The 20,322-nt window shown below is 48.1% G+C and carries 17 protein-coding genes; 12 read left to right on the top strand and 5 right to left on the bottom strand.

The features are described from left to right. Window positions 1-3: 3 nt before the first annotated feature. The 5 genes from ACJHX7_RS25075 to rpsT all read right to left on the bottom strand — a co-directional run bounded on the left by ACJHX7_RS25075 (window position 4) and on the right by rpsT (window position 6,202). Window positions 4-2,454: a fimbrial biogenesis outer membrane usher protein gene (locus ACJHX7_RS25075; RefSeq protein WP_094030562.1), complete on the bottom strand. Its 2,451-nt coding sequence runs from the start codon at window positions 2,452-2,454 to the stop codon at window positions 4-6. Between the two features lie 12 nt (window positions 2,455-2,466). After that, the gene (locus tag ACJHX7_RS25070) at window positions 2,467-3,150 is read right to left on the bottom strand and encodes a fimbria/pilus periplasmic chaperone (protein WP_012602160.1); all 684 of its coding nucleotides are present in this window, start codon (window positions 3,148-3,150) and stop codon (window positions 2,467-2,469) included. 49 nt (window positions 3,151-3,199) lie between these two features. Next, window positions 3,200-3,733, bottom strand: coding sequence for a fimbrial protein (locus ACJHX7_RS25065; protein WP_000759929.1), 534 nt, complete (start codon window positions 3,731-3,733; stop codon window positions 3,200-3,202). 300 nt (window positions 3,734-4,033) lie between these two features. After that, the gene (gene espX1, locus ACJHX7_RS25060) at window positions 4,034-5,455 is read right to left on the bottom strand and encodes a type III secretion system effector EspX1 (protein ID WP_094030560.1); all 1,422 of its coding nucleotides are present in this window, start codon (window positions 5,453-5,455) and stop codon (window positions 4,034-4,036) included. Between the two features lie 483 nt (window positions 5,456-5,938). Then, window positions 5,939-6,202: a 30S ribosomal protein S20 gene (rpsT, locus tag ACJHX7_RS25055; RefSeq protein WP_001274021.1), complete on the bottom strand. Its 264-nt coding sequence runs from the start codon at window positions 6,200-6,202 to the stop codon at window positions 5,939-5,941. A gap of 102 nt (window positions 6,203-6,304) precedes the next feature. Between rpsT and ACJHX7_RS25050 the strand changes: the two genes are divergently transcribed. The 12 genes from ACJHX7_RS25050 to caiF all read left to right on the top strand — a co-directional run bounded on the left by ACJHX7_RS25050 (window position 6,305) and on the right by caiF (window position 20,163). Then, a complete protein-coding gene (locus ACJHX7_RS25050; protein WP_001300728.1) occupies window positions 6,305-6,523 on the top strand; it encodes a DUF2575 family protein in 219 nt (72 codons plus the stop codon). Between the two features lie 7 nt (window positions 6,524-6,530). Then, window positions 6,531-7,472, top strand: a complete 942-nt coding sequence (gene ribF / locus ACJHX7_RS25045) for a bifunctional riboflavin kinase/FAD synthetase (protein ID WP_000767339.1) — start codon at window positions 6,531-6,533, stop codon at window positions 7,470-7,472. A 42-nt stretch (window positions 7,473-7,514) separates the two neighbouring features. Then, a complete protein-coding gene (ileS, locus tag ACJHX7_RS25040; protein WP_001286843.1) occupies window positions 7,515-10,331 on the top strand; it encodes an isoleucine--tRNA ligase in 2,817 nt (938 codons plus the stop codon). Beyond that, the gene (lspA, locus tag ACJHX7_RS25035; RefSeq protein ID WP_000083377.1) at window positions 10,331-10,825 is read left to right on the top strand and encodes a signal peptidase II; all 495 of its coding nucleotides are present in this window, start codon (window positions 10,331-10,333) and stop codon (window positions 10,823-10,825) included. The genes ileS and lspA overlap by 1 nt, the downstream gene beginning before the upstream one ends. 87 nt (window positions 10,826-10,912) lie before the next feature. Continuing rightward, entirely contained in the window at window positions 10,913-11,362 is a 450-nt protein-coding gene (gene fkpB, locus ACJHX7_RS25030; protein WP_000004655.1) for an FKBP-type peptidyl-prolyl cis-trans isomerase, read from the top strand. Window position 11,363: 1 nt separating this feature from the next. Beyond that, entirely contained in the window at window positions 11,364-12,314 is a 951-nt protein-coding gene (gene ispH, locus ACJHX7_RS25025) for a 4-hydroxy-3-methylbut-2-enyl diphosphate reductase (RefSeq protein ID WP_001166398.1), read from the top strand. A gap of 65 nt (window positions 12,315-12,379) precedes the next feature. Continuing rightward, window positions 12,380-13,294, top strand: a complete 915-nt coding sequence (gene rihC, locus ACJHX7_RS25020) for a ribonucleoside hydrolase RihC (protein ID WP_032172654.1) — start codon at window positions 12,380-12,382, stop codon at window positions 13,292-13,294. Between the two features lie 22 nt (window positions 13,295-13,316). Further along, window positions 13,317-13,682, top strand: coding sequence for a DUF805 domain-containing protein (locus ACJHX7_RS25015; protein WP_000220880.1), 366 nt, complete (start codon window positions 13,317-13,319; stop codon window positions 13,680-13,682). Window positions 13,683-13,842: 160 nt separating this feature from the next. After that, entirely contained in the window at window positions 13,843-14,664 is an 822-nt protein-coding gene (gene dapB, locus ACJHX7_RS25010) for a 4-hydroxy-tetrahydrodipicolinate reductase (protein ID WP_000543585.1), read from the top strand. Between the two features lie 455 nt (window positions 14,665-15,119). Next, window positions 15,120-16,268 (top strand): glutamine-hydrolyzing carbamoyl-phosphate synthase small subunit, encoded by a 1,149-nt coding sequence (carA, locus tag ACJHX7_RS25005; protein ID WP_032233908.1) that lies wholly within the window; start codon window positions 15,120-15,122, stop codon window positions 16,266-16,268. 17 nt (window positions 16,269-16,285) lie between these two features. After that, window positions 16,286-19,507, top strand: a complete 3,222-nt coding sequence (gene carB / locus ACJHX7_RS25000) for a carbamoyl-phosphate synthase large subunit (protein ID WP_094030559.1) — start codon at window positions 16,286-16,288, stop codon at window positions 19,505-19,507. Window positions 19,508-19,767: 260 nt separating this feature from the next. Further along, window positions 19,768-20,163: a carnitine metabolism transcriptional regulator CaiF gene (gene caiF, locus ACJHX7_RS24995; RefSeq protein WP_000333125.1), complete on the top strand. Its 396-nt coding sequence runs from the start codon at window positions 19,768-19,770 to the stop codon at window positions 20,161-20,163. The last annotated feature ends 159 nt before the right edge of the window (window positions 20,164-20,322 follow it).

Below are 20,322 nucleotides of genomic sequence, written 5' to 3'. Positions count from 1 at the left end.
CTTTTACTGGCATATATATGTTTTGTTTTCATCGATAACGTGTTGAAAAGTAATAGTACAGAATAAGTTCTGTTCATCATTGAGAGCAACTTTTATGCCAGTGGGAATTTCATCTACGCGAATAAAAAGGCGACTACCCTGGCCAACGACTCCAATATTGTTTTCCTGGAGATCCAGTACGTCATAGCCAAAGGTTAATGGCGAACCATCGGGACGCAGTGCCTGTATATACCAGGGCTTACGTTGGTCAGTTGTAAACTGCACATAAGAAACTGCTCCACGGTAAGGCGCAATAATTTGACGATTGCCCTGCAATTCTGTTTCACTTTCACTGTTTGCTATATCAAGTACCAGATGGTTTTCACGATGAGGTATCATCAGGTCGTAAACAACCTGGCCTTTGCTGTTTGTTCGGTTGTATTTTTGTCCATTAATATGCGCGCCTTCTAACCCAGGCGCATCCAGAATTGCAAATGTATCGGATAACTGGTTAGTTATATTAATACCACCGGGCCAGACAACTAATCCACTACTAATACTTCCACCACGTTGCCAGGCGTTTTTAGAATGGCTATAGCTGCCATCTATTGTGGCGATGGGAGTTCTCCAGCTTAAATTCGTACCAAGCGAGGTATCATTATTTTGTTGTTGCTGATTAACATATATACCATAATTTAACTGATCATGTTCACCGGCTATGCCAGTAATTCCAGTATTGTTGGAGGAATAGCCATCTTTGGAAAATGAGGTCGAATTCGATAAGTTAATTTGGTGACGTGTTTTGGCAATATCATCCCCCCAGTAGAAAGGAATGGAGATAAACAGATTAAAACGCTTCTCTTCTTTGTCGTTTTCATCATAGGATTGGCTGGCAGAGAAAGTATAACTGATGCGTTGCCAGCTATTGGAATAACTGAATTGGTAATCTTTAGCATTTCCACTTCGCCCCCAGTAATTCCGCCAAAGCGCACTTAATGATACATTTCCCAGATTATTGGATAAAGGTTGCATGATATTGGCAGAAAGGCTATTTTTTCTGCCAATATCATAAAAATCGTCATAGTCACTCTGATGATTTTTTTTATCATTTTCGTAAAGATGGTCGCTGAATGTCCTGTAATCCTGCGAAGCATAACGCCAGGCGGCCACGCTAAAGTGAGTAGCCGTTTGCAATAGATATTTATTATAGGCGACCTGATAGCTCATACCTTCGTGTCTGGTATCATTATTTAACTTACTACTCGATCGGGTAGCATCAAAAGAGATTGCTCCCAGCGGTGTATTCCAACCATTTCCCAGAGTTATAGCATTATATTTATCGGATAAAATCGTACCGCCATAAAGTGTCAAAAGATTGTTGAGGCCATATATATAATTTGCCTCGAGAAAGTCCTCCTGATTCTTGACACCATATATCTGACTGCGTCCGGCGATAAAATCGAAATTTGAAACACCAGGTTGCAGCATATTGGGCACGGAAGAGTAGGGAACCAAAAAGGAACGAACACTACCATCTGCTTCCTTAATGCTGACATCGAGATCAGAGCCGCTGCCCGAAAGTTGCAAATCTGCGATAGTAAATGGTCCTGGGGGAACCTCTTTTTGGTAAATGGTATAGCCATTTTGCGAAACCGTTATCAAGGCGTTACTTTGCGCAACACCTTGTACTAAAGGTGTAAAGCTTTGCATAGAATCAGGTAGCATTTGCATATCGCGAAATAAGCGTATTCCGCTAAATCGCAGAGAGTCGAATATGAGTGAGGATGTGTAATTTTCTCCTATCTGAACTGTGCTTAATATTTGCGACCAGCCACGTTCCAGGTAAAGAGTATTACTTTGCCATTTGCCTTTCATATCATCAGGTTTGCTATAACTGGCATCAGAGTGTAACTGCCAACTAAATAAATTTAATCCGCTGTTAAACCGGCCATAACTGGCTGTATTACTGTTATTATTGCTGTCATAAGAGCGATACTGACTTAAATTATAGGAGGTATAAAAAACATCAATGCCGCGATCCCAACTTTCTGGGGGAACGTAGCCTCTTTCAAGTTCATTGATATACGCCTGTGGTACTGTTAAATTTAGTCGGTGTTCACTGATATCCCACTGATATTGTCCACCATGAACCGCTTCATCCAGTAAAATACAATTATCTTCTGTATTGAGGTTATCGGTCTTTACCCCCAGTGTGGTTAGCAGCACCTTAGGCAGACATGGTTTGGCTGGTGACTCTGGGATCGTGATATCTTTTTTCCCACGCCACTGGTGATTTACATAAAAATCAAGTTCGTAGTTTCCTGGAAGCGGTTGTTTATTATCGAAACGATATTCGGAAACTTTTTCTCCTCTCATGCCGCCAATCATGAAGTGCGTATCAAAAGTTTCTTCAGCATAACCCGGAAAAGAATACAAAAAAATAATAGCAGCGACCCATCGTGTCGTCCTTAACATGACTTTTTCCTGTTATCTTGCGGCGATGTTACTATGGATGTTATTCCCGTAATCATCAACTACCGTTAGTTCATATTCTGATGCGTGGTTATTTTTTAATGTAATGTCGTTGTTCGAAAATGGAGGTAGTAAGATACTTTCATTATTAACTTTCACGTTTTGTGCTTTGATAGTTGTAATCGTTATCCAGTTGGCTGTTTCGTTGTTTATTGAGATGGCGTTGTTTTTCTTTTTGATATTTAATTGAGAAAAGCTTTTTTTATCTACTGGAGCGATTCCGCTTGGACGCCAAAGTAACTTTATACGGTTTTGCAATGCAAGCTTAATTTTGTTTTTTCCTGCATTTTGTGGGTTGTTTGGAGGGATATCCAGAACATTTAGATAAAATAAACTTTCTTTATTGTGAGGCAAATTGTTTGGCATTTTTCTTATTTTAAGTTGTTGGCCAGAACCACCTGCTACACGACTTACTGGCGGTGTGAGAATAAATGGGACCTGAATTTTTTCTGGCGCGATAGTGGTGTTCCCATCATCGATCCATGCCTGAATCAAAGAGGCATTTTTACTTTGATTCATTAACTGTACGAGAACTTCTCTGCTTTTTTCAGGATAAATAATGCGCGTACCATAGATGACCACACCGGCATGAACAGGTAAAATAAAAAATGACATCAGTAATGCTGTTATTATTCTCACGTAATCACTCCGTAAATAATACCGGTAGCAGAGCTACCGGCAAAAAACGTTAATCTGCACTGATTTTAATCGTTACGGTTGACTCTACGGAGCCTTTTGTAACAGGATTGCCACTTGTGCGGGCATATTGTGCACTTAAATTAAGAAAATATTGACCAGAGCCATTATCTTTCAGCGGTGTTTTTAACCCCGGTCTCATTCTGGTCAAAGTTCCATCATCGAGGAAAATGGCAAAGCCAATGTTCTCAGCAGTTCCTTTATTCAGCGTAAAGTTATTAGCATCAAACTCTGATGCTAGCACTTCGATACTGGGGGCTGTATTGCCGTCACACTGAATTTCTAAGTCATGAGAGGTTGAACCGGTTTTTAAAGTGTAGATTTCATTATTGATAAGTTGATTCATTGCACTGGTTACAACATCTTCGACAACGATATCTGTTGTCGAATCACCATTAACAAAGTAACACGTTGTATCAACAACTTCTCCTCTAATGGTTAGTGTTCCTTGATCGACATCCTTGGCGAAGGTTGTTGCGCTAAACATCAACGTTGTCGCAACGAAGGGAATAATATACTTTTTCATAAATCATCCTTAATTAACTGGTATGGAAGGTCACTCGTTTTCAAACCCGATTATGTGATCAGGTTGTTATTATTTAGATTAATGTTTAAATTTTTTAATTTCTTGATGTGAAGTTGATGAAACTTTGAAAATTTAATATTCTTAATTGTTCCCTTCTTTATAAGAAGAGCAAGGTGCCATCATTAGAGTGACAGAGTGGGATGTTTAAGATCATGCTTCAGATTATTTTTTGTTTCTCTGCAGTGAATTAATAATCATCACAGATAATTTCATTCTGAAATTACTTCTTTTGGGAGTGTTTTAATCTTGATGAACTATGTTTTTCATAAGGAGCATACACTCGTTGATGCTCTGAAGGTATTTTCTCATTTCTGAGGATGTTTTGTCGTAATCGAGCATAAAATTATTAAGTTCTTTATACACATCATTATTTAGCTTTACATTGTCGCGAACTAAAGTTTGTATCAATGGTATCAAAATTTCGAAACGGGACGGTTTGTCATCAATACTTGCCAGGGTTTTGAATACTCCGGTGTATCGGTAACCTAAGTGCTTATTGACAAGTTGAGTGGTCCATCGACCAGGCATAATATCTTCACAGCGCAAATTTTTTATTCTGGTATTAGTGAATGATGCTCCAAATATGTTGCTTTTTTTAATGAAGAGTTTATTAATTTCTCCATTTGAAAAGATGGTATTTGATAAGTCGCTTTCAAAACATGATATATTGGATAATATACAGCCAAAATAATACCCATATGAAAGGTTGCTCTTTTCTATTGTTATATTTGATAGCGACATTTTATGTATATTGATATTAGGGGCAGTCAAATACTGGATCTTTTGATCGTTAAGTTCATACATCTCCAGTGATTTATTATAGGGTAATAAAAGTATAAATTCCTTTACATTATCTCCGCAGTAAGAAAAGACAACTTCGAATTTATTGGTCATCGTGTTTTCAGCTGAGCAGTAAGCTGATTTTTCTATTAATCGACTGGATATGCTTTTAAATAAAGCTGATTTTTCACATAGTTGTGAATATGCCGCATTGCTAGTTTTAAAATTCTGCCATATTATTCCCTGGTTATCATCTATCGATGAGGAGGGGATTTTATTACATTGCTCATTGTATAGCTCAGGGAAAATATTTTCTTTGATTAGCTTTTTGATTTCCTGGTTAAGGTGACTTTTTTTCTTGTCTATTTCACTGTATTTTGCATTTTGTGACGTCTCCTGATGATAAAAAAATGACTGGAGATTTTTGCAGGCCTCATAAAATATCTCAGGAATATATAGCTGTGGATATATTTCCTGGTTGAAGTTTGCCTTTAAAAACTTAATGAATTTTTCATAGCATTCTTGATATATTTTAATTTCTTCAGAAAGACATTCGCTTGTTATGTCATCAAAAACATCCAATCTAAGTAATGTAATGCCTTTGTGTTTAAAAAAAGATAATTGAACTGTATGTTCTATGAGTTTACATCTATAAAAATGTGCATCTCTTAGATGAGTGTATTGAAAAAAATGATGAAGGACTGGAGATGGTTTAGGCAAATGCTGGCTTCTGAAAAAGTCATCAAACAAAATTAAGAACTCTGTTTTATACTCGCAAAACACTTTTACTAACTCATTTTGTCTTGTTTTATTTATTATTACATCATCTGCTATATTTGATTTATAAAGACAATGTGGCGAAGTTGAGATACCATCTGTCATTATCAGTCCTTGAAGTTGATGAATTTTTATTAATTTAATTTATGAGTGAATGTGAGGACTATCAAAAATCGCTCATTAATTTTAAGAAGTACAATATAAATAGGTAGATAACCTGTGTTGATTGCTGTTAATAATTTACAAGGTCTAATAAGGAGATATTTATGAATGGTTAAAGTGTATAGGAATTTAATTCAAAAATAGAGTGGTCTTAAGTTTAATACCTCAATGTGTATCACAATCTCCACATTCTGTGTAGGGGGAGTCTGAAGATTGAGTAGATATTCTTATTCAGAATGTATCAACCGATGATTCTACGATTCTTAAGCCACGAAGAGTTCAGAGAGTGTAACTGCATGTCTGCAAGAACCAGCATCTTTTAACTATCTGGCAACCGGCAGTGTGTTTTCTCACACATCACAAAGCAGCAGGCATAAAAAAACCCGCTTGCGCGGGCTTTTTCACAAAGCTTCAGCAAATTGGCAATTAAGCCAGTTTGTTGATCTGTGCAGTCAGGTTAGCCTTATGACGTGCAGCTTTGTTTTTGTGGATCAGACCTTTAGCAGCCTGACGGTCCACGATTGGTTGCATTTCGTTAAATGCTTTCTGTGCAGCAGCTTTGTCGCCAGCTTCGATAGCTGCGTATACTTTCTTGATGAAAGTACGCATCATAGAGCGACGGCTTGCGTTGTGCTTACGAGCCTTTTCAGACTGAATGGCGCGCTTCTTAGCTGATTTGATATTAGCCAAGGTCCAACTCCCAAATGTGTTCTATATGGACAATTCAAAGGCCGAGGAATATGCCCTTTTAGCCTTCTTTTGTCAATGGATTTGTGCAAATAAGCGCCGTTAATGTGCCGGCACTCGTTACGTAGTGATGGCGCAGGATTCTACCAGCTTGCGGGGTGTGAATACAGCTTTTCCGCGATAAAAATTGCAGCAGGCGGTCAGTTTCTTCCCGTGATTTGCGCCATGGCAATGAAAAGCCACTTCTTTCTGATTTCGGTACTCAATCGCCGGTTAACCTTGACCGCTGTACAAGGTATACTCGGACGATTTTCACTGTTTTGAGCCAGACATGAAGCTGATACGCGGCATACATAATCTCAGCCAGGCCCCGCAAGAAGGGTGTGTGCTGACTATTGGTAATTTCGACGGCGTGCATCGCGGTCATCGCGCGCTGTTACAGGGCTTGCAGGAAGAAGGGCGCAAGCGCAACTTACCGGTGATGGTGATGCTTTTTGAACCTCAACCACTGGAACTGTTTGCTACTGATAAAGCCCCGGCACGGCTGACCCGGTTGCGGGAAAAACTGCGTTACCTTGCAGAGTGTGGCGTTGATTACGTGCTGTGCGTGCGTTTTGACAGGCGTTTTGCGGCGTTAACCGCGCAAAACTTCATCAGTGATCTTCTGGTGAGGCACTTGCGGGTAAAATTTCTTGCCGTAGGTGACGATTTCCGCTTTGGCGCTGGTCGTGAAGGCGATTTCTTGTTATTACAGAAAGCTGGCATGGAATACGGCTTCGATATCACCAGTACGCAAACTTTTTGCGAAGGTGGCGTGCGTATCAGCAGCACCGCCGTGCGTCAGGCGCTGGCGGATGACAATCTGGCTCTGGCAGAAAGTTTACTGGGGCACCCGTTTGCCATCTCCGGGCGTGTAGTCCACGGTGATGAATTAGGGCGCACTATAGGTTTCCCGACGGCGAATGTACCGCTACGCCGTCAGGTTTCCCCGGTGAAAGGGGTTTATGCGGTAGAAGTGCTGGGTCTCGGTGAAAAGCCGTTACCCGGCGTGGCAAACATCGGAACACGCCCAACGGTTGCCGGTATTCGCCAGCAGCTGGAAGTGCATTTGTTAGATGTTGCAATGGACCTTTACGGTCGCCATATACAAGTAGTGCTGCGTAAAAAAATACGCAATGAGCAGCGATTTGCGTCGCTGGACGAACTGAAAGCGCAGATTGCGCGTGATGAATTAACCGCCCGCGAATTTTTTGGGCTAACAAAACCGGCTTAAGCCTGTTATGTAATCAAACCGAAACACGGAACCGAGAATCTGATGAGTGACTATAAATCAACCCTGAATTTGCCGGAAACAGGGTTCCCGATGCGTGGCGATCTCGCCAAGCGCGAACCGGGAATGCTGGCGCGTTGGACTGATGATGATCTGTACGGCATCATCCGTGCGGCTAAAAAAGGCAAAAAAACCTTCATTCTGCATGATGGCCCTCCTTATGCGAATGGCAGCATTCATATTGGTCACTCGGTTAACAAGATTCTGAAAGACATTATCGTGAAGTCCAAAGGGCTTTCCGGTTATGACTCGCCGTATGTGCCTGGCTGGGACTGTCATGGTCTGCCGATCGAGCTGAAAGTAGAGCAAGAATACGGTAAGCCGGGTGAGAAATTCACCGCTGCCGAGTTCCGCGCCAAGTGCCGCGAATACGCTGCGACCCAGGTTGACGGTCAACGCAAAGACTTTATCCGTCTGGGCGTGCTGGGTGACTGGTCGCACCCGTACCTGACCATGGACTTCAAAACTGAAGCCAATATCATCCGCGCGCTGGGCAAAATCATCGGCAACGGTCACCTGCACAAAGGCGCGAAGCCGGTACACTGGTGCGTTGACTGCCGTTCTGCGCTGGCGGAAGCGGAAGTTGAGTATTACGACAAAACTTCTCCGTCCATCGACGTCGCTTTCCAGGCGGTCGATCAGGATGCACTGAAAGCAAAATTTGCCGTAAGCAACGTTAACGGCCCAATCTCGCTGGTGATCTGGACCACTACGCCGTGGACTCTGCCTGCCAACCGCGCAATCTCTATTGCACCTGATTTCGACTATGCGCTGGTGCAGATCGACGGTCAGGCCGTGATTCTGGCGAAAGATCTGGTTGAAAGCGTAATGCAGCGTATCGGCGTGACCGATTACACCATTCTCGGCACGGTAAAAGGTGCGGAGCTTGAGCTGCTACGCTTTACCCATCCGTTTATGGACTTCGATGTTCCGACAATTCTCGGCGACCACGTTACGCTGGATGCCGGTACCGGTGCCGTTCACACCGCGCCTGGCCACGGCCCGGACGACTATGTGATCGGTCAGAAATACGGCCTGGAAACCGCTAACCCGGTTGGCCCGGACGGCACTTATCTGCCGGGTACTTACCCGACGCTGGATGGCGTGAACGTTTTCAAAGCGAACGACATCGTTGTTGCGCTGCTGCAGGAAAAAGGCGCGCTGTTGCACGTTGAGAAAATGCAGCACAGCTATCCGTGCTGCTGGCGTCACAAAACGCCGATCATCTTCCGTGCGACGCCGCAGTGGTTCGTCAGCATGGATCAGAAAGGTCTGCGTGCGCAGTCACTGAAAGAGATCAAAGGCGTGCAGTGGATCCCGGACTGGGGCCAGGCGCGTATCGAGTCGATGGTTGCTAACCGTCCTGACTGGTGTATCTCCCGTCAGCGCACCTGGGGCGTACCGATGTCACTGTTCGTGCATAAAGACACGGAAGAGCTGCATCCGCGTACCCTCGAACTGATGGAAGAAGTGGCTAAACGCGTGGAAGTTGACGGCATCCAGGCGTGGTGGGATCTCGATGCGAAAGAGATCCTCGGCGATGAAGCTGATCAGTACGTGAAAGTGCCGGATACTCTCGACGTATGGTTTGACTCCGGATCTACCCACTCTTCCGTTGTTGACGTGCGTCCGGAATTTGCCGGTCACGCTGCGGACATGTATCTGGAAGGTTCAGACCAGCACCGTGGCTGGTTCATGTCCTCTCTGATGATCTCTACCGCGATGAAGGGCAAAGCACCGTATCGTCAGGTACTGACCCACGGCTTTACCGTGGATGGTCAGGGCCGCAAGATGTCTAAATCCATCGGCAACACCGTTTCGCCGCAGGATGTGATGAACAAACTGGGCGCGGATATTCTGCGTCTGTGGGTGGCATCAACTGACTACACTGGTGAAATGGCCGTTTCTGACGAAATCCTGAAACGTGCTGCCGACAGCTATCGTCGTATCCGTAACACCGCGCGCTTCCTGCTGGCAAACCTGAACGGTTTTGATCCGGCAAAAGATATGGTGAAACCGGAAGAGATGGTGGTACTGGATCGCTGGGCCGTAGGTTGTGCGAAAGCGGCACAGGAAGACATCCTCAAGGCGTACGAAGCATACGATTTCCACGAAGTGGTACAGCGTCTGATGCGCTTCTGCTCCGTTGAGATGGGTTCATTCTACCTCGACATCATCAAAGACCGTCAGTATACCGCCAAAGCTGACAGTGTGGCGCGTCGTAGCTGCCAGACTGCGCTGTATCACATCGCAGAAGCGCTGGTGCGCTGGATGGCACCAATCCTCTCCTTCACCGCTGATGAAGTGTGGGGCTACCTGCCGGGCGAACGTGAAAAATACGTCTTCACCGGCGAGTGGTACGAAGGCCTGTTTGGTCTGGCAGACAGTGAAGCGATGAACGATGCGTTCTGGGACGAGCTGTTGAAAGTGCGTGGCGAAGTGAACAAAGTCATTGAGCAAGCGCGTGCCGACAAGAAAGTGGGCGGCTCGCTGGAAGCGGCAGTAACCTTGTATGCAGAACCGGAACTGGCGGCGAAACTGACCGCGCTGGGCGATGAATTACGATTTGTCCTGTTGACCTCCGGCGCTACCGTTGCAGACTATAACGATGCACCTGCTGATGCTCAGCAGAGCGAAGTACTCAAAGGGCTGAAAGTCGCGTTGAGTAAAGCCGAAGGTGAGAAGTGCCCACGCTGCTGGCACTACACCCAGGATGTCGGCAAGGTGGCGGAACACGCAGAAATCTGCGGCCGCTGTGTCAGCAACGTCGCCGGTGACGGTGAAAAACGTAAGTTTGCCTGATGAGTCAATCGATCTGTTCAACAGGGCTACGCTGGCTGTGGCTGGTGGTAGTCGTGCTGATTATCGATCTGGGCAGCAAATACCTGATCCTCCAGAACTTTGCTCTGGGGGATACGGTCCCGCTGTTCCCGTCGCTTAATCTGCATTATGCGCGTAACTATGGCGCGGCGTTTAGTTTCCTTGCCGATAGCGGCGGCTGGCAGCGTTGGTTCTTTGCCGGTATTGCGATTGGTATTAGCGTGATCCTGATGGTGATGATGTATCGCTCGAAGGCCACGCAGAAGCTAAACAATATCGCTTACGCGCTGATTATTGGCGGTGCGCTGGGCAACCTGTTCGACCGCCTGTGGCACGGCTTCGTTGTCGATATGATCGACTTCTACGTCGGCGACTGGCACTTCGCTACCTTCAACCTTGCCGATACTGCCATCTGTGTCGGTGCGGCACTGATTGTGCTGGAAGGTTTTTTGCCTTCTAAAGCGAAAAAACAATAATAAACCCTGCCGGATGCAGCCTACAGATTGCTGCGAAATCGTAGGCTGCATCCGGCAAAAATCCTCAAAATATAAGAGCAAACCTGCATGTCTGAATCTGTACAGAGCAATAGCGCCGTCCTGGTGCACTTCACGCTAAAACTCGACGATGGCACCACCGCCGAGTCTACCCGCAACAACGGTAAACCGGCGCTATTCCGCCTGGGCGATGCTTCTCTTTCCGAAGGGCTGGAGCAACACCTGCTGGGGCTGAAAGTGGGCGATAAAACCACTTTCTCGCTGGAGCCAGATGCGGCGTTTGGCGTGCCGTCACCGGACCTGATTCAGTACTTCTCCCGCCGTGAGTTTATGGATGCAGGCGAGCCAGAAATTGGCGCAATCATGCTTTTTACCGCAATGGATGGCAGTGAGATGCCTGGCGTGATCCGCGAAATTAACGGCGACTCCATTACCGTTGATTTCAACCATCCGCTGGCCGGGCAGACCGTTCATTTTGATATTGAAGTGCTGGAAATCGATCCGGCACTGGAGGCGTAACATGCAGATCCTGTTGGCCAACCCGCGTGGTTTTTGTGCCGGGGTAGACCGCGCTATCAGCATTGTTGAAAACGCGCTGGCCATTTACGGCGCACCGATATATGTCCGTCACGAAGTGGTGCATAACCGCTACGTGGTCGATAGCCTGCGCGAGCGTGGGGCTATCTTTATTGAGCAGATTAGCGAAGTACCGGACGGCGCGATCCTGATTTTCTCCGCACACGGTGTTTCTCAGGCGGTACGTAACGAAGCGAAAAGCCGTGATTTGACGGTATTCGACGCCACCTGTCCGCTGGTGACCAAAGTGCATATGGAAGTCGCCCGCGCCAGTCGCCGTGGCGAAGAATCTATTCTCATCGGCCACGCCGGTCACCCGGAAGTGGAAGGGACAATGGGTCAGTACAGCAACCCGGAAGGGGGAATGTATCTGGTCGAATCGCCAGACGATGTGTGGAAACTGACGGTCAAAAACGAAGAGAAGCTCTCCTTTATGACCCAAACCACGCTGTCGGTGGATGACACGTCTGATGTGATCGACGCGCTGCGTAAACGCTTCCCGAAAATTGTCGGTCCGCGCAAAGATGACATCTGCTACGCTACGACTAACCGTCAGGAAGCGGTACGCGCCCTGGCAGAACAGGCGGAAGTTGTGTTGGTGGTCGGTTCGAAAAACTCCTCCAACTCCAACCGTCTGGCGGAGCTGGCCCAGCGTATGGGCAAACGCGCGTTTTTGATTGACGATGCGAAAGATATCCAGGAAGAGTGGGTGAAAGAGGTTAAATACGTCGGCGTGACTGCGGGCGCATCGGCTCCGGATATTCTGGTGCAGAATGTGGTAGCACGTTTGCAGCAGCTGGGCGGTGGTGAAGCCATTCCGCTGGAAGGCCGTGAAGAAAACATTGTTTTCGAAGTGCCGAAAGAGCTGCGTGTCGATATTCGTGAAGTCGATTAAGTCATTAGCAGCCTAAGTTATGCGAAAATGCCGGTCTTGTTACCGGCATTTTTTATGGAGAAAACATGCGTTTACCTATCTTCCTCGATACAGACCCCGGCATTGACGATGCTGTTGCCATTGCCGCCGCGATTTTTGCCCCCGAACTCGATCTGCAACTGATGACCACTGTCGCGGGTAATGTTTCGGTAGAGAAAACGACCCGCAACGCCCTGCAACTGCTGCATTTCTGGAATGCGGAGATTCCGCTCGCCCAGGGAGCCGCTGTGCCGCTGGTACGCGCACCGCGTGATGCAGCATCTGTACACGGTGAATCGGGAATGGCTGGCTATGACTTTGTTGAACACAACCGTAAGCCACTGGGTATACCGGCGTTTCTGGCAATTCGTGATGCCCTGATGCGTGCGCCAGAGCCCGTTACCCTGGTGGCCATCGGCCCGTTAACCAATATTGCGCTGTTACTTTCACAATGCCCGGAATGTAAGCCGTATATTCGCCGTCTGGTGATCATGGGCGGTTCTGCTGGTCGCGGCAACTGCACACCAAACGCCGAGTTTAATATCGCTGCCGATCCAGAAGCGGCTGCATGTGTCTTCCGTAGCGGCATCGAAATCGTCATGTGCGGTCTGGATGTCACCAATCAGGCAATATTAACCCCTGACTATCTCGCTACTTTGCCGGAGTTGAATCGCACCGGAAAAATGCTACACGCCCTGTTTAGCCACTACCGTAGCGGCAGTATGCAAAGTGGACTACGTATGCACGATCTTTGCGCTATCGCCTGGCTGGTGCGCCCGGAATTGTTCACTCTCAAACCGTGTTTTGTCGCGGTAGAAACTCAGGGTGAATTTACCTCAGGCACGACGGTTGTTGATATCGACGGTTGCCTGGACAAACCAGCCAATGTACAGGTGGCGCTGGAGCTGGATGTGAAAGGCTTCCAGCAGTGGGTGGCTGAGGTGCTGGCCCTGGCGCTCTAATAATAAAACAAGGAAGTGTTATATGACGTATGGAGAAGCGTATCTGGAAGGGTGGAAAAACATCTTTAATTATGAAGGTGTTTCCAATCGCTTCGAGTTCTGGTCGTTTATGATTGGTAGTGGCGTTATCTGTCTGCTTCCGCTTTTATGTTGGTGGTTAGCGGTAACAATTAACAATGACTATGGTGTTTTCATTTTTTTTGCGCTGCCCGCGTCATTTATTTTAACGTTGATTTTTGCCGTACCGGCGATAGCGTTAGCCGTCAGAAGGATGCACGATATCGGATATTCAGGGTGGTGGGTTACCATTGCCGTGTTGATCCCTGTTACGGGCGTAATTCTGCTTATACTGTGCTGCCTGCCGTCAAAGTCACAAGACCAGGCATAATGCCAGAGGGTATGACGCATCACTTTCTGCGTCATGCCTTTCACTGATATCCCTCCCTGTTTATCATTAATTTCTAATTATCAGCGTTTTTGGCTGGCGGCGTAGCGATGCGCTGGTTACTCTGAAAACGGTCTATGCAAATTAACAAAAGAGAATAGCTATGCATGATGCAAACATCCGCGTTGCCATCGCGGGAGCCGGGGGCCGTATGGGCCGCCAGTTGATTCAGGCGGCGCTGGCATTAGAAGGCGTGCAGCTGGGAGCGGCGCTGGAGCGCGAAGGATCTTCTTTACTGGGCAGCGATGCGGGCGAACTGGCCGGAGCCGGGAAAACAGGCGTTACTGTGCAAAGTAGTCTTGATGCGATAAAAGATGATTTTGATGTGTTTATCGATTTTACCCGTCCGGAAGGTACGCTGAACCATCTCGCTTTTTGTCGCCAGCATGGCAAAGGTATGGTGATCGGCACTACGGGGTTTGACGAAGCCGGTAAACAGGCGATTCGTGACGCCGCCGCCGATATTGCGATTGTCTTTGCCGCCAATTTTAGCGTTGGCGTTAACGTCATGCTTAAGCTGCTGGAGAAAGCAGCCAAAGTGATGGGTGACTACACCGATATCGAAATTATTGAAGCACATCATAGACATAAAGTTGATGCGCCGTCAGGCACCGCACTGGCAATGGGAGAGGCGATCGCCCACGCCCTGGATAAAGATCTGAAAGATTGCGCGGTCTACAGTCGTGAAGGCCATACCGGTGAACGTGTGCCTGGCACCATTGGTTTTGCCACCGTGCGTGCAGGTGACATCGTTGGTGAACATACCGCGATGTTTGCCGATATTGGCGAGCGTCTGGAGATCACCCATAAGGCATCCAGCCGCATGACATTTGCTAACGGTGCGGTAAGATCGGCTTTGTGGTTGAGTGGTAAGGAAAGTGGTCTTTTTGATATGCGAGATGTGCTTGATCTCAATAATCTGTAACCACAAAATATTTATAGTGATGCAAAAATAACACATTTAATTCATTGAATATAAAGGGCTTTAATTTTTGGCCCTTTTATTTTTGGTGTTATGTTTTTAAATTTAATGCAAATGCTGAAAATTACATGTTTTGTATTCTGTTTTTGTTGTTTTAATGTAAATTTTGACCATTTGGTCCACTTTTTTCTGCTCATTTTGATTTCATGCAATCTTCTTGCTGCGCAAGCGTTTTCCAGAACATGTTATATGATCTTTTTGTCGCTTAATGCCTGTAAAACATGCATGAGCCACAAAATAATATAAAAAATCCCGCCATTAAGTTGACTTTTAGCTCCCATATCTCCAGAATGCCGCCGTTTGCCAGAAATTCGTCGGTAAGCAGATTTGCATTGATTTACGTCATCATTGTGAATTAATATGCAAATAAAGTGAGTGAATATTCTCTGGAGGGTGTTTTGATTAAGTCAGCGCTATTGGTTCTGGAAGACGGAACCCAGTTTCACGGTCGGGCCATAGGGGCAACAGGTTCGGCGGTTGGGGAAGTCGTTTTCAATACTTCAATGACCGGTTATCAAGAAATCCTCACTGATCCTTCCTATTCTCGTCAAATCGTTACTCTTACTTATCCCCATATTGGCAATGTCGGCACTAATGACGCCGATGAAGAATCTTCTCAGGTACATGCCCAAGGTCTGGTGATTCGCGACCTGCCGCTGATTGCCAGCAACTTCCGTAATACCGAAGACCTCTCTTCTTACCTGAAGCGCCATAACATCGTGGCGATTGCCGATATCGATACCCGTAAGCTGACGCGTTTACTGCGTGAGAAAGGTGCTCAGAATGGCTGCATTATTGCGGGTGACAACCCGGATGCGGCGCTGGCGTTAGAAAAAGCCCGTGCGTTCCCAGGTCTGAACGGCATGGATCTGGCAAAAGAAGTAACCACCGCAGAACCCTATAGCTGGACACAAGGGAGCTGGACACTGACCGGCGGCCTGCCAGAAGCGAAAAAAGAAGACGAGCTGCCGTTCCACGTCGTGGCTTATGATTTTGGTGCCAAGCGCAACATCCTGCGTATGCTGGTGGATAGAGGTTGTCGACTGACCATCGTTCCGGCACAAACTTCTGCGGAAGATGTGCTGAAAATGAATCCGGACGGCATCTTCCTCTCCAACGGTCCTGGCGACCCGGCCCCGTGCGATTACGCCATTACCGCCATCCAGAAATTCCTCGAAACCGATATTCCGGTATTCGGCATCTGTCTCGGTCATCAGCTGCTGGCGCTGGCGAGCGGTGCGAAGACCATCAAAATGAAATTTGGTCACCACGGCGGCAACCATCCGGTTAAAGATGTTGAGAAAAACGTGGTGATGATCACCGCCCAGAACCACGGTTTTGCGGTGGACGAAGCAACATTACCTGCAAACCTGCGTGTCACGCATAAATCCCTGTTCGACGGTACGTTACAGGGCATTCATCGCACCGATAAACCGGCGTTCAGCTTCCAGGGTCACCCGGAAGCCAGCCCTGGTCCACACGACGCCGCGCCGTTGTTCGACCACTTTATCGAGTTAATTGAGCAGTACCGTAAAACCGCTAAGTAATCAGGAGTAAAAGAGCCATGCCAAAACGTACAGATATAAAAAGTATCCTGATTCTGGGTGCGGGCCCGATTGTTATCGGTCAGGCGTGTGAGTTTGACTACTCTGGCGCGCAAGCATGCAAAGCCCTGCGTGAAGAAGGTTACCGCGTCATTCTGGTGAACTCTAACCCTGCGACCATCATGACCGACCCGGAAATGGCTGATGCGACCTACATCGAGCCGATTCACTGGGAAGTGGTACGCAAGATTATTGAAAAAGAGCGCCCGGACGCGGTGCTGCCAACCATGGGCGGTCAGACGGCGCTGAACTGCGCGCTGGAGCTGGAACGTCAGGGCGTGTTGGAAGAGTTCGGCGTCACCATGATTGGTGCCACTGCCGATGCGATTGATAAAGCAGAAGACCGCCGCCGTTTCGACGTAGCGATGAAGAAAATCGGCCTCGAAACCGCGCGTTCCGGTATCGCGCACACCATGGAAGAAGCGCTGGCGGTTGCCGCTGACGTGGGCTTCCCGTGCATTATTCGCCCATCCTTTACCATGGGTGGTAGCGGTGGCGGTATCGCTTATAACCGCGAAGAGTTTGAAGAAATTTGCGCCCGCGGTCTGGATCTCTCTCCGACCAAAGAGTTGCTGATTGACGAGTCGCTGATCGGCTGGAAAGAGTACGAGATGGAAGTGGTGCGTGATAAAAACGACAACTGCATCATCGTCTGCTCTATCGAAAACTTTGATGCGATGGGCATCCACACCGGTGACTCCATCACTGTCGCGCCAGCCCAAACGCTGACCGACAAAGAATATCAAATCATGCGTAACGCCTCGATGGCGGTGCTGCGTGAAATCGGCGTTGAAACCGGTGGTTCTAACGTCCAGTTTGCGGTGAACCCGAAAAACGGTCGCCTGATTGTTATCGAAATGAACCCGCGCGTGTCGCGTTCTTCGGCGCTGGCGTCGAAAGCGACCGGTTTCCCGATTGCTAAAGTGGCGGCGAAACTGGCGGTGGGTTACACCCTCGACGAACTGATGAACGACATCACCGGCGGGCGTACTCCGGCCTCCTTCGAGCCGTCCATCGACTACGTGGTCACCAAAATTCCTCGCTTCAACTTCGAGAAATTCGCCGGGGCGAACGACCGTCTGACCACTCAGATGAAATCGGTTGGCGAAGTGATGGCGATTGGGCGCACGCAGCAGGAATCCCTGCAAAAAGCGCTGCGCGGCCTGGAAGTGGGCGCAACTGGCTTCGACCCGAAAGTCAGCCTCGATGATCCGGAAGCGCTGACCAAAATTCGCCGCGAACTGAAAGATGCAGGCGCAGAGCGTATCTGGTATATCGCTGATGCCTTCCGCGCGGGCCTGTCTGTAGACGGTGTGTTTAATTTGACCAACATTGATCGCTGGTTCCTGGTACAGATTGAAGAGCTGGTGCGTCTGGAAGAGAAAGTCGCAGAAGTGGGCATCACTGGCCTGAACGCTGACTTCCTGCGCCAGCTGAAACGCAAAGGCTTTGCCGACGCGCGTCTGGCAAAACTCGCGGGCGTGCGTGAAGCAGAAATCCGCAAGCTGCGCGACCAGTATGACCTGCACCCGGTTTATAAGCGCGTGGATACCTGTGCGGCAGAGTTCGCCACCGACACCGCTTACATGTACTCCACTTATGAAGAAGAGTGCGAAGCGAATCCGTCTACCGACCGTGAAAAAATCATGGTGCTCGGCGGCGGCCCGAACCGTATCGGTCAGGGTATCGAATTCGACTACTGCTGCGTACACGCCTCGCTGGCGCTGCGCGAAGACGGTTACGAAACCATTATGGTTAACTGTAACCCGGAAACCGTCTCTACCGACTACGACACTTCCGATCGCCTCTACTTCGAGCCGGTAACTCTGGAAGACGTGCTGGAAATTGTGCGTATTGAGAAGCCGAAAGGCGTTATCGTCCAGTACGGCGGTCAGACCCCGCTGAAACTGGCGCGCGCGCTGGAAGCTGCTGGCGTACCGGTTATCGGTACCAGCCCGGATGCCATCGACCGTGCGGAAGACCGTGAACGCTTCCAGCATGCGGTTGAGCGTCTGAAACTGAAACAACCGGCGAACGCCACCGTTACCACCATCGAAATGGCGGTTGAGAAAGCGAAAGAGATTGGCTACCCGCTGGTGGTGCGTCCGTCTTACGTTCTCGGCGGTCGGGCGATGGAAATCGTCTATGACGAAGCTGACCTGCGTCGCTACTTCCAGACAGCGGTCAGCGTATCTAACGATGCGCCAGTGTTGCTGGATCATTTCCTTGATGACGCAGTAGAAGTTGACGTGGATGCCATCTGCGACGGCGAAATGGTGCTGATTGGCGGCATCATGGAGCATATTGAGCAGGCGGGCGTGCACTCCGGTGACTCCGCATGTTCTCTGCCAGCCTACACCTTAAGTCAGGAAATTCAGGATGTGATGCGCCAGCAGGTGCAGAAACTGGCCTTCGAATTGCAGGTGCGCGGCCTGATGAACGTGCAGTTTGCGGTGAAAAACAACGAAGTCTACCTGATTGAAGTTAACCCGCGTGCGGCGCGTACCGTTCCGTTCGTCTCCAAAGCCACCGGCGTACCGCTGGCAAAAGTGGCGGCGCGTGTGATGGCTGGCAAATCGCTGGCTGAGCAGGGCGTAACCAAAGAAGTTATCCCGCCGTACTACTCGGTGAAAGAAGTGGTGCTGCCGTTCAATAAATTCCCGGGCGTTGACCCGCTGTTAGGGCCAGAAATGCGCTCTACCGGGGAAGTCATGGGCGTGGGCCGCACCTTCGCTGAAGCGTTTGCCAAAGCGCAGCTGGGCAGCAACTCCACCATGAAGAAACACGGTCGTGCGCTGCTTTCCGTGCGCGAAGGCGATAAAGAACGCGTGGTGGACCTGGCGGCAAAACTGCTGAAACAGGGCTTCGAGCTGGATGCGACTCACGGCACGGCGATTGTGCTGGGCGAAGCGGGTATCAATCCGCGTCTGGTGAACAAGGTGCATGAAGGCCGTCCGCACATTCAGGACCGTATTAAGAATGGCGAATATACCTACATCATCAACACCACCTCAGGCCGTCGTGCGATTGAAGACTCCCGCGTGATCCGTCGCAGTGCGCTGCAATATAAAGTGCATTATGACACTACCCTGAACGGTGGTTTCGCTACTGCGATGGCGCTGAATGCTGATGCGACCGAAAAAGTAATTTCGGTGCAGGAAATGCACGCGCAGATCAAATAATAGCGTGTCATGGCGGATATTTTTCATCCGCTAATTTGATCGAATAACTAATACGGTTCTCTGATGAGGACCGTTTTTTTTGCCCATTAAGTAAATCTTTTGGGGAATCGATATTTTTGATGACATAAGCAGGATTTAGCTCACACTTATCGACGGTGAAGTTGCATACTATCGATATATCCACAATTTTAATATGGCCTTGTTTAATTGCTTCAAAACGAGTCATAGCCAGACTTTTAATTTGTGAAACTGGAGTTCGTATGTGTGAAGGATATGTTGAAAAACCACTCTACTTGTTAATCGCCGAATGGATGATGGCTGAAAATCGGTGGGTGATAGCAAGAGAGATCTCTATTCATTTCGATATTGAACACAGCAAGGCGGTTAATACCCTGACTTATATTCTGTCGGAAGTCACAGAAATAAGCTGCGAAGTTAAGATGATCCCTAATAAGCTGGAAGGGCGGGGATGCCAGTGTCAGCGACTGGTTAAAGTGGTCGATATCGATGAGCAAATTTACGCGCGCCTGCGCAATAACAGTCGGGAAAAATTAGTCGGCGTAAGAAAGACGCCGCGTATTCCTGCCGTTCCGCTCACGGAACTTAACCGCGAGCAGAAGTGGCAGATGATGTTGTCAAAGAGTATGCGTCGTTAATGTCATTTCGATGATACCGTGCGACCTGGTCGCCGGATGCGATGCTGGTGAACTGCACCCCAAATGTTGGACATAATCTGACATCTGAAGGTGCAGTTTATGAAACATTCATTTGAAGTAAAACTTGCCGCTGTAAATCATTACCTGGCTGGTCATGCA

Origin of the sequence: Escherichia sp. WS1451 (assembly GCF_046487365.1) — a bacterium.
GTDB classification, from domain to species: Bacteria; Pseudomonadota; Gammaproteobacteria; order Enterobacterales; family Enterobacteriaceae; genus Escherichia; species Escherichia coli.
Note: the sequence above shows the minus strand (reverse complement) of the source record. Positions and strands in the feature narration are given on the sequence as shown.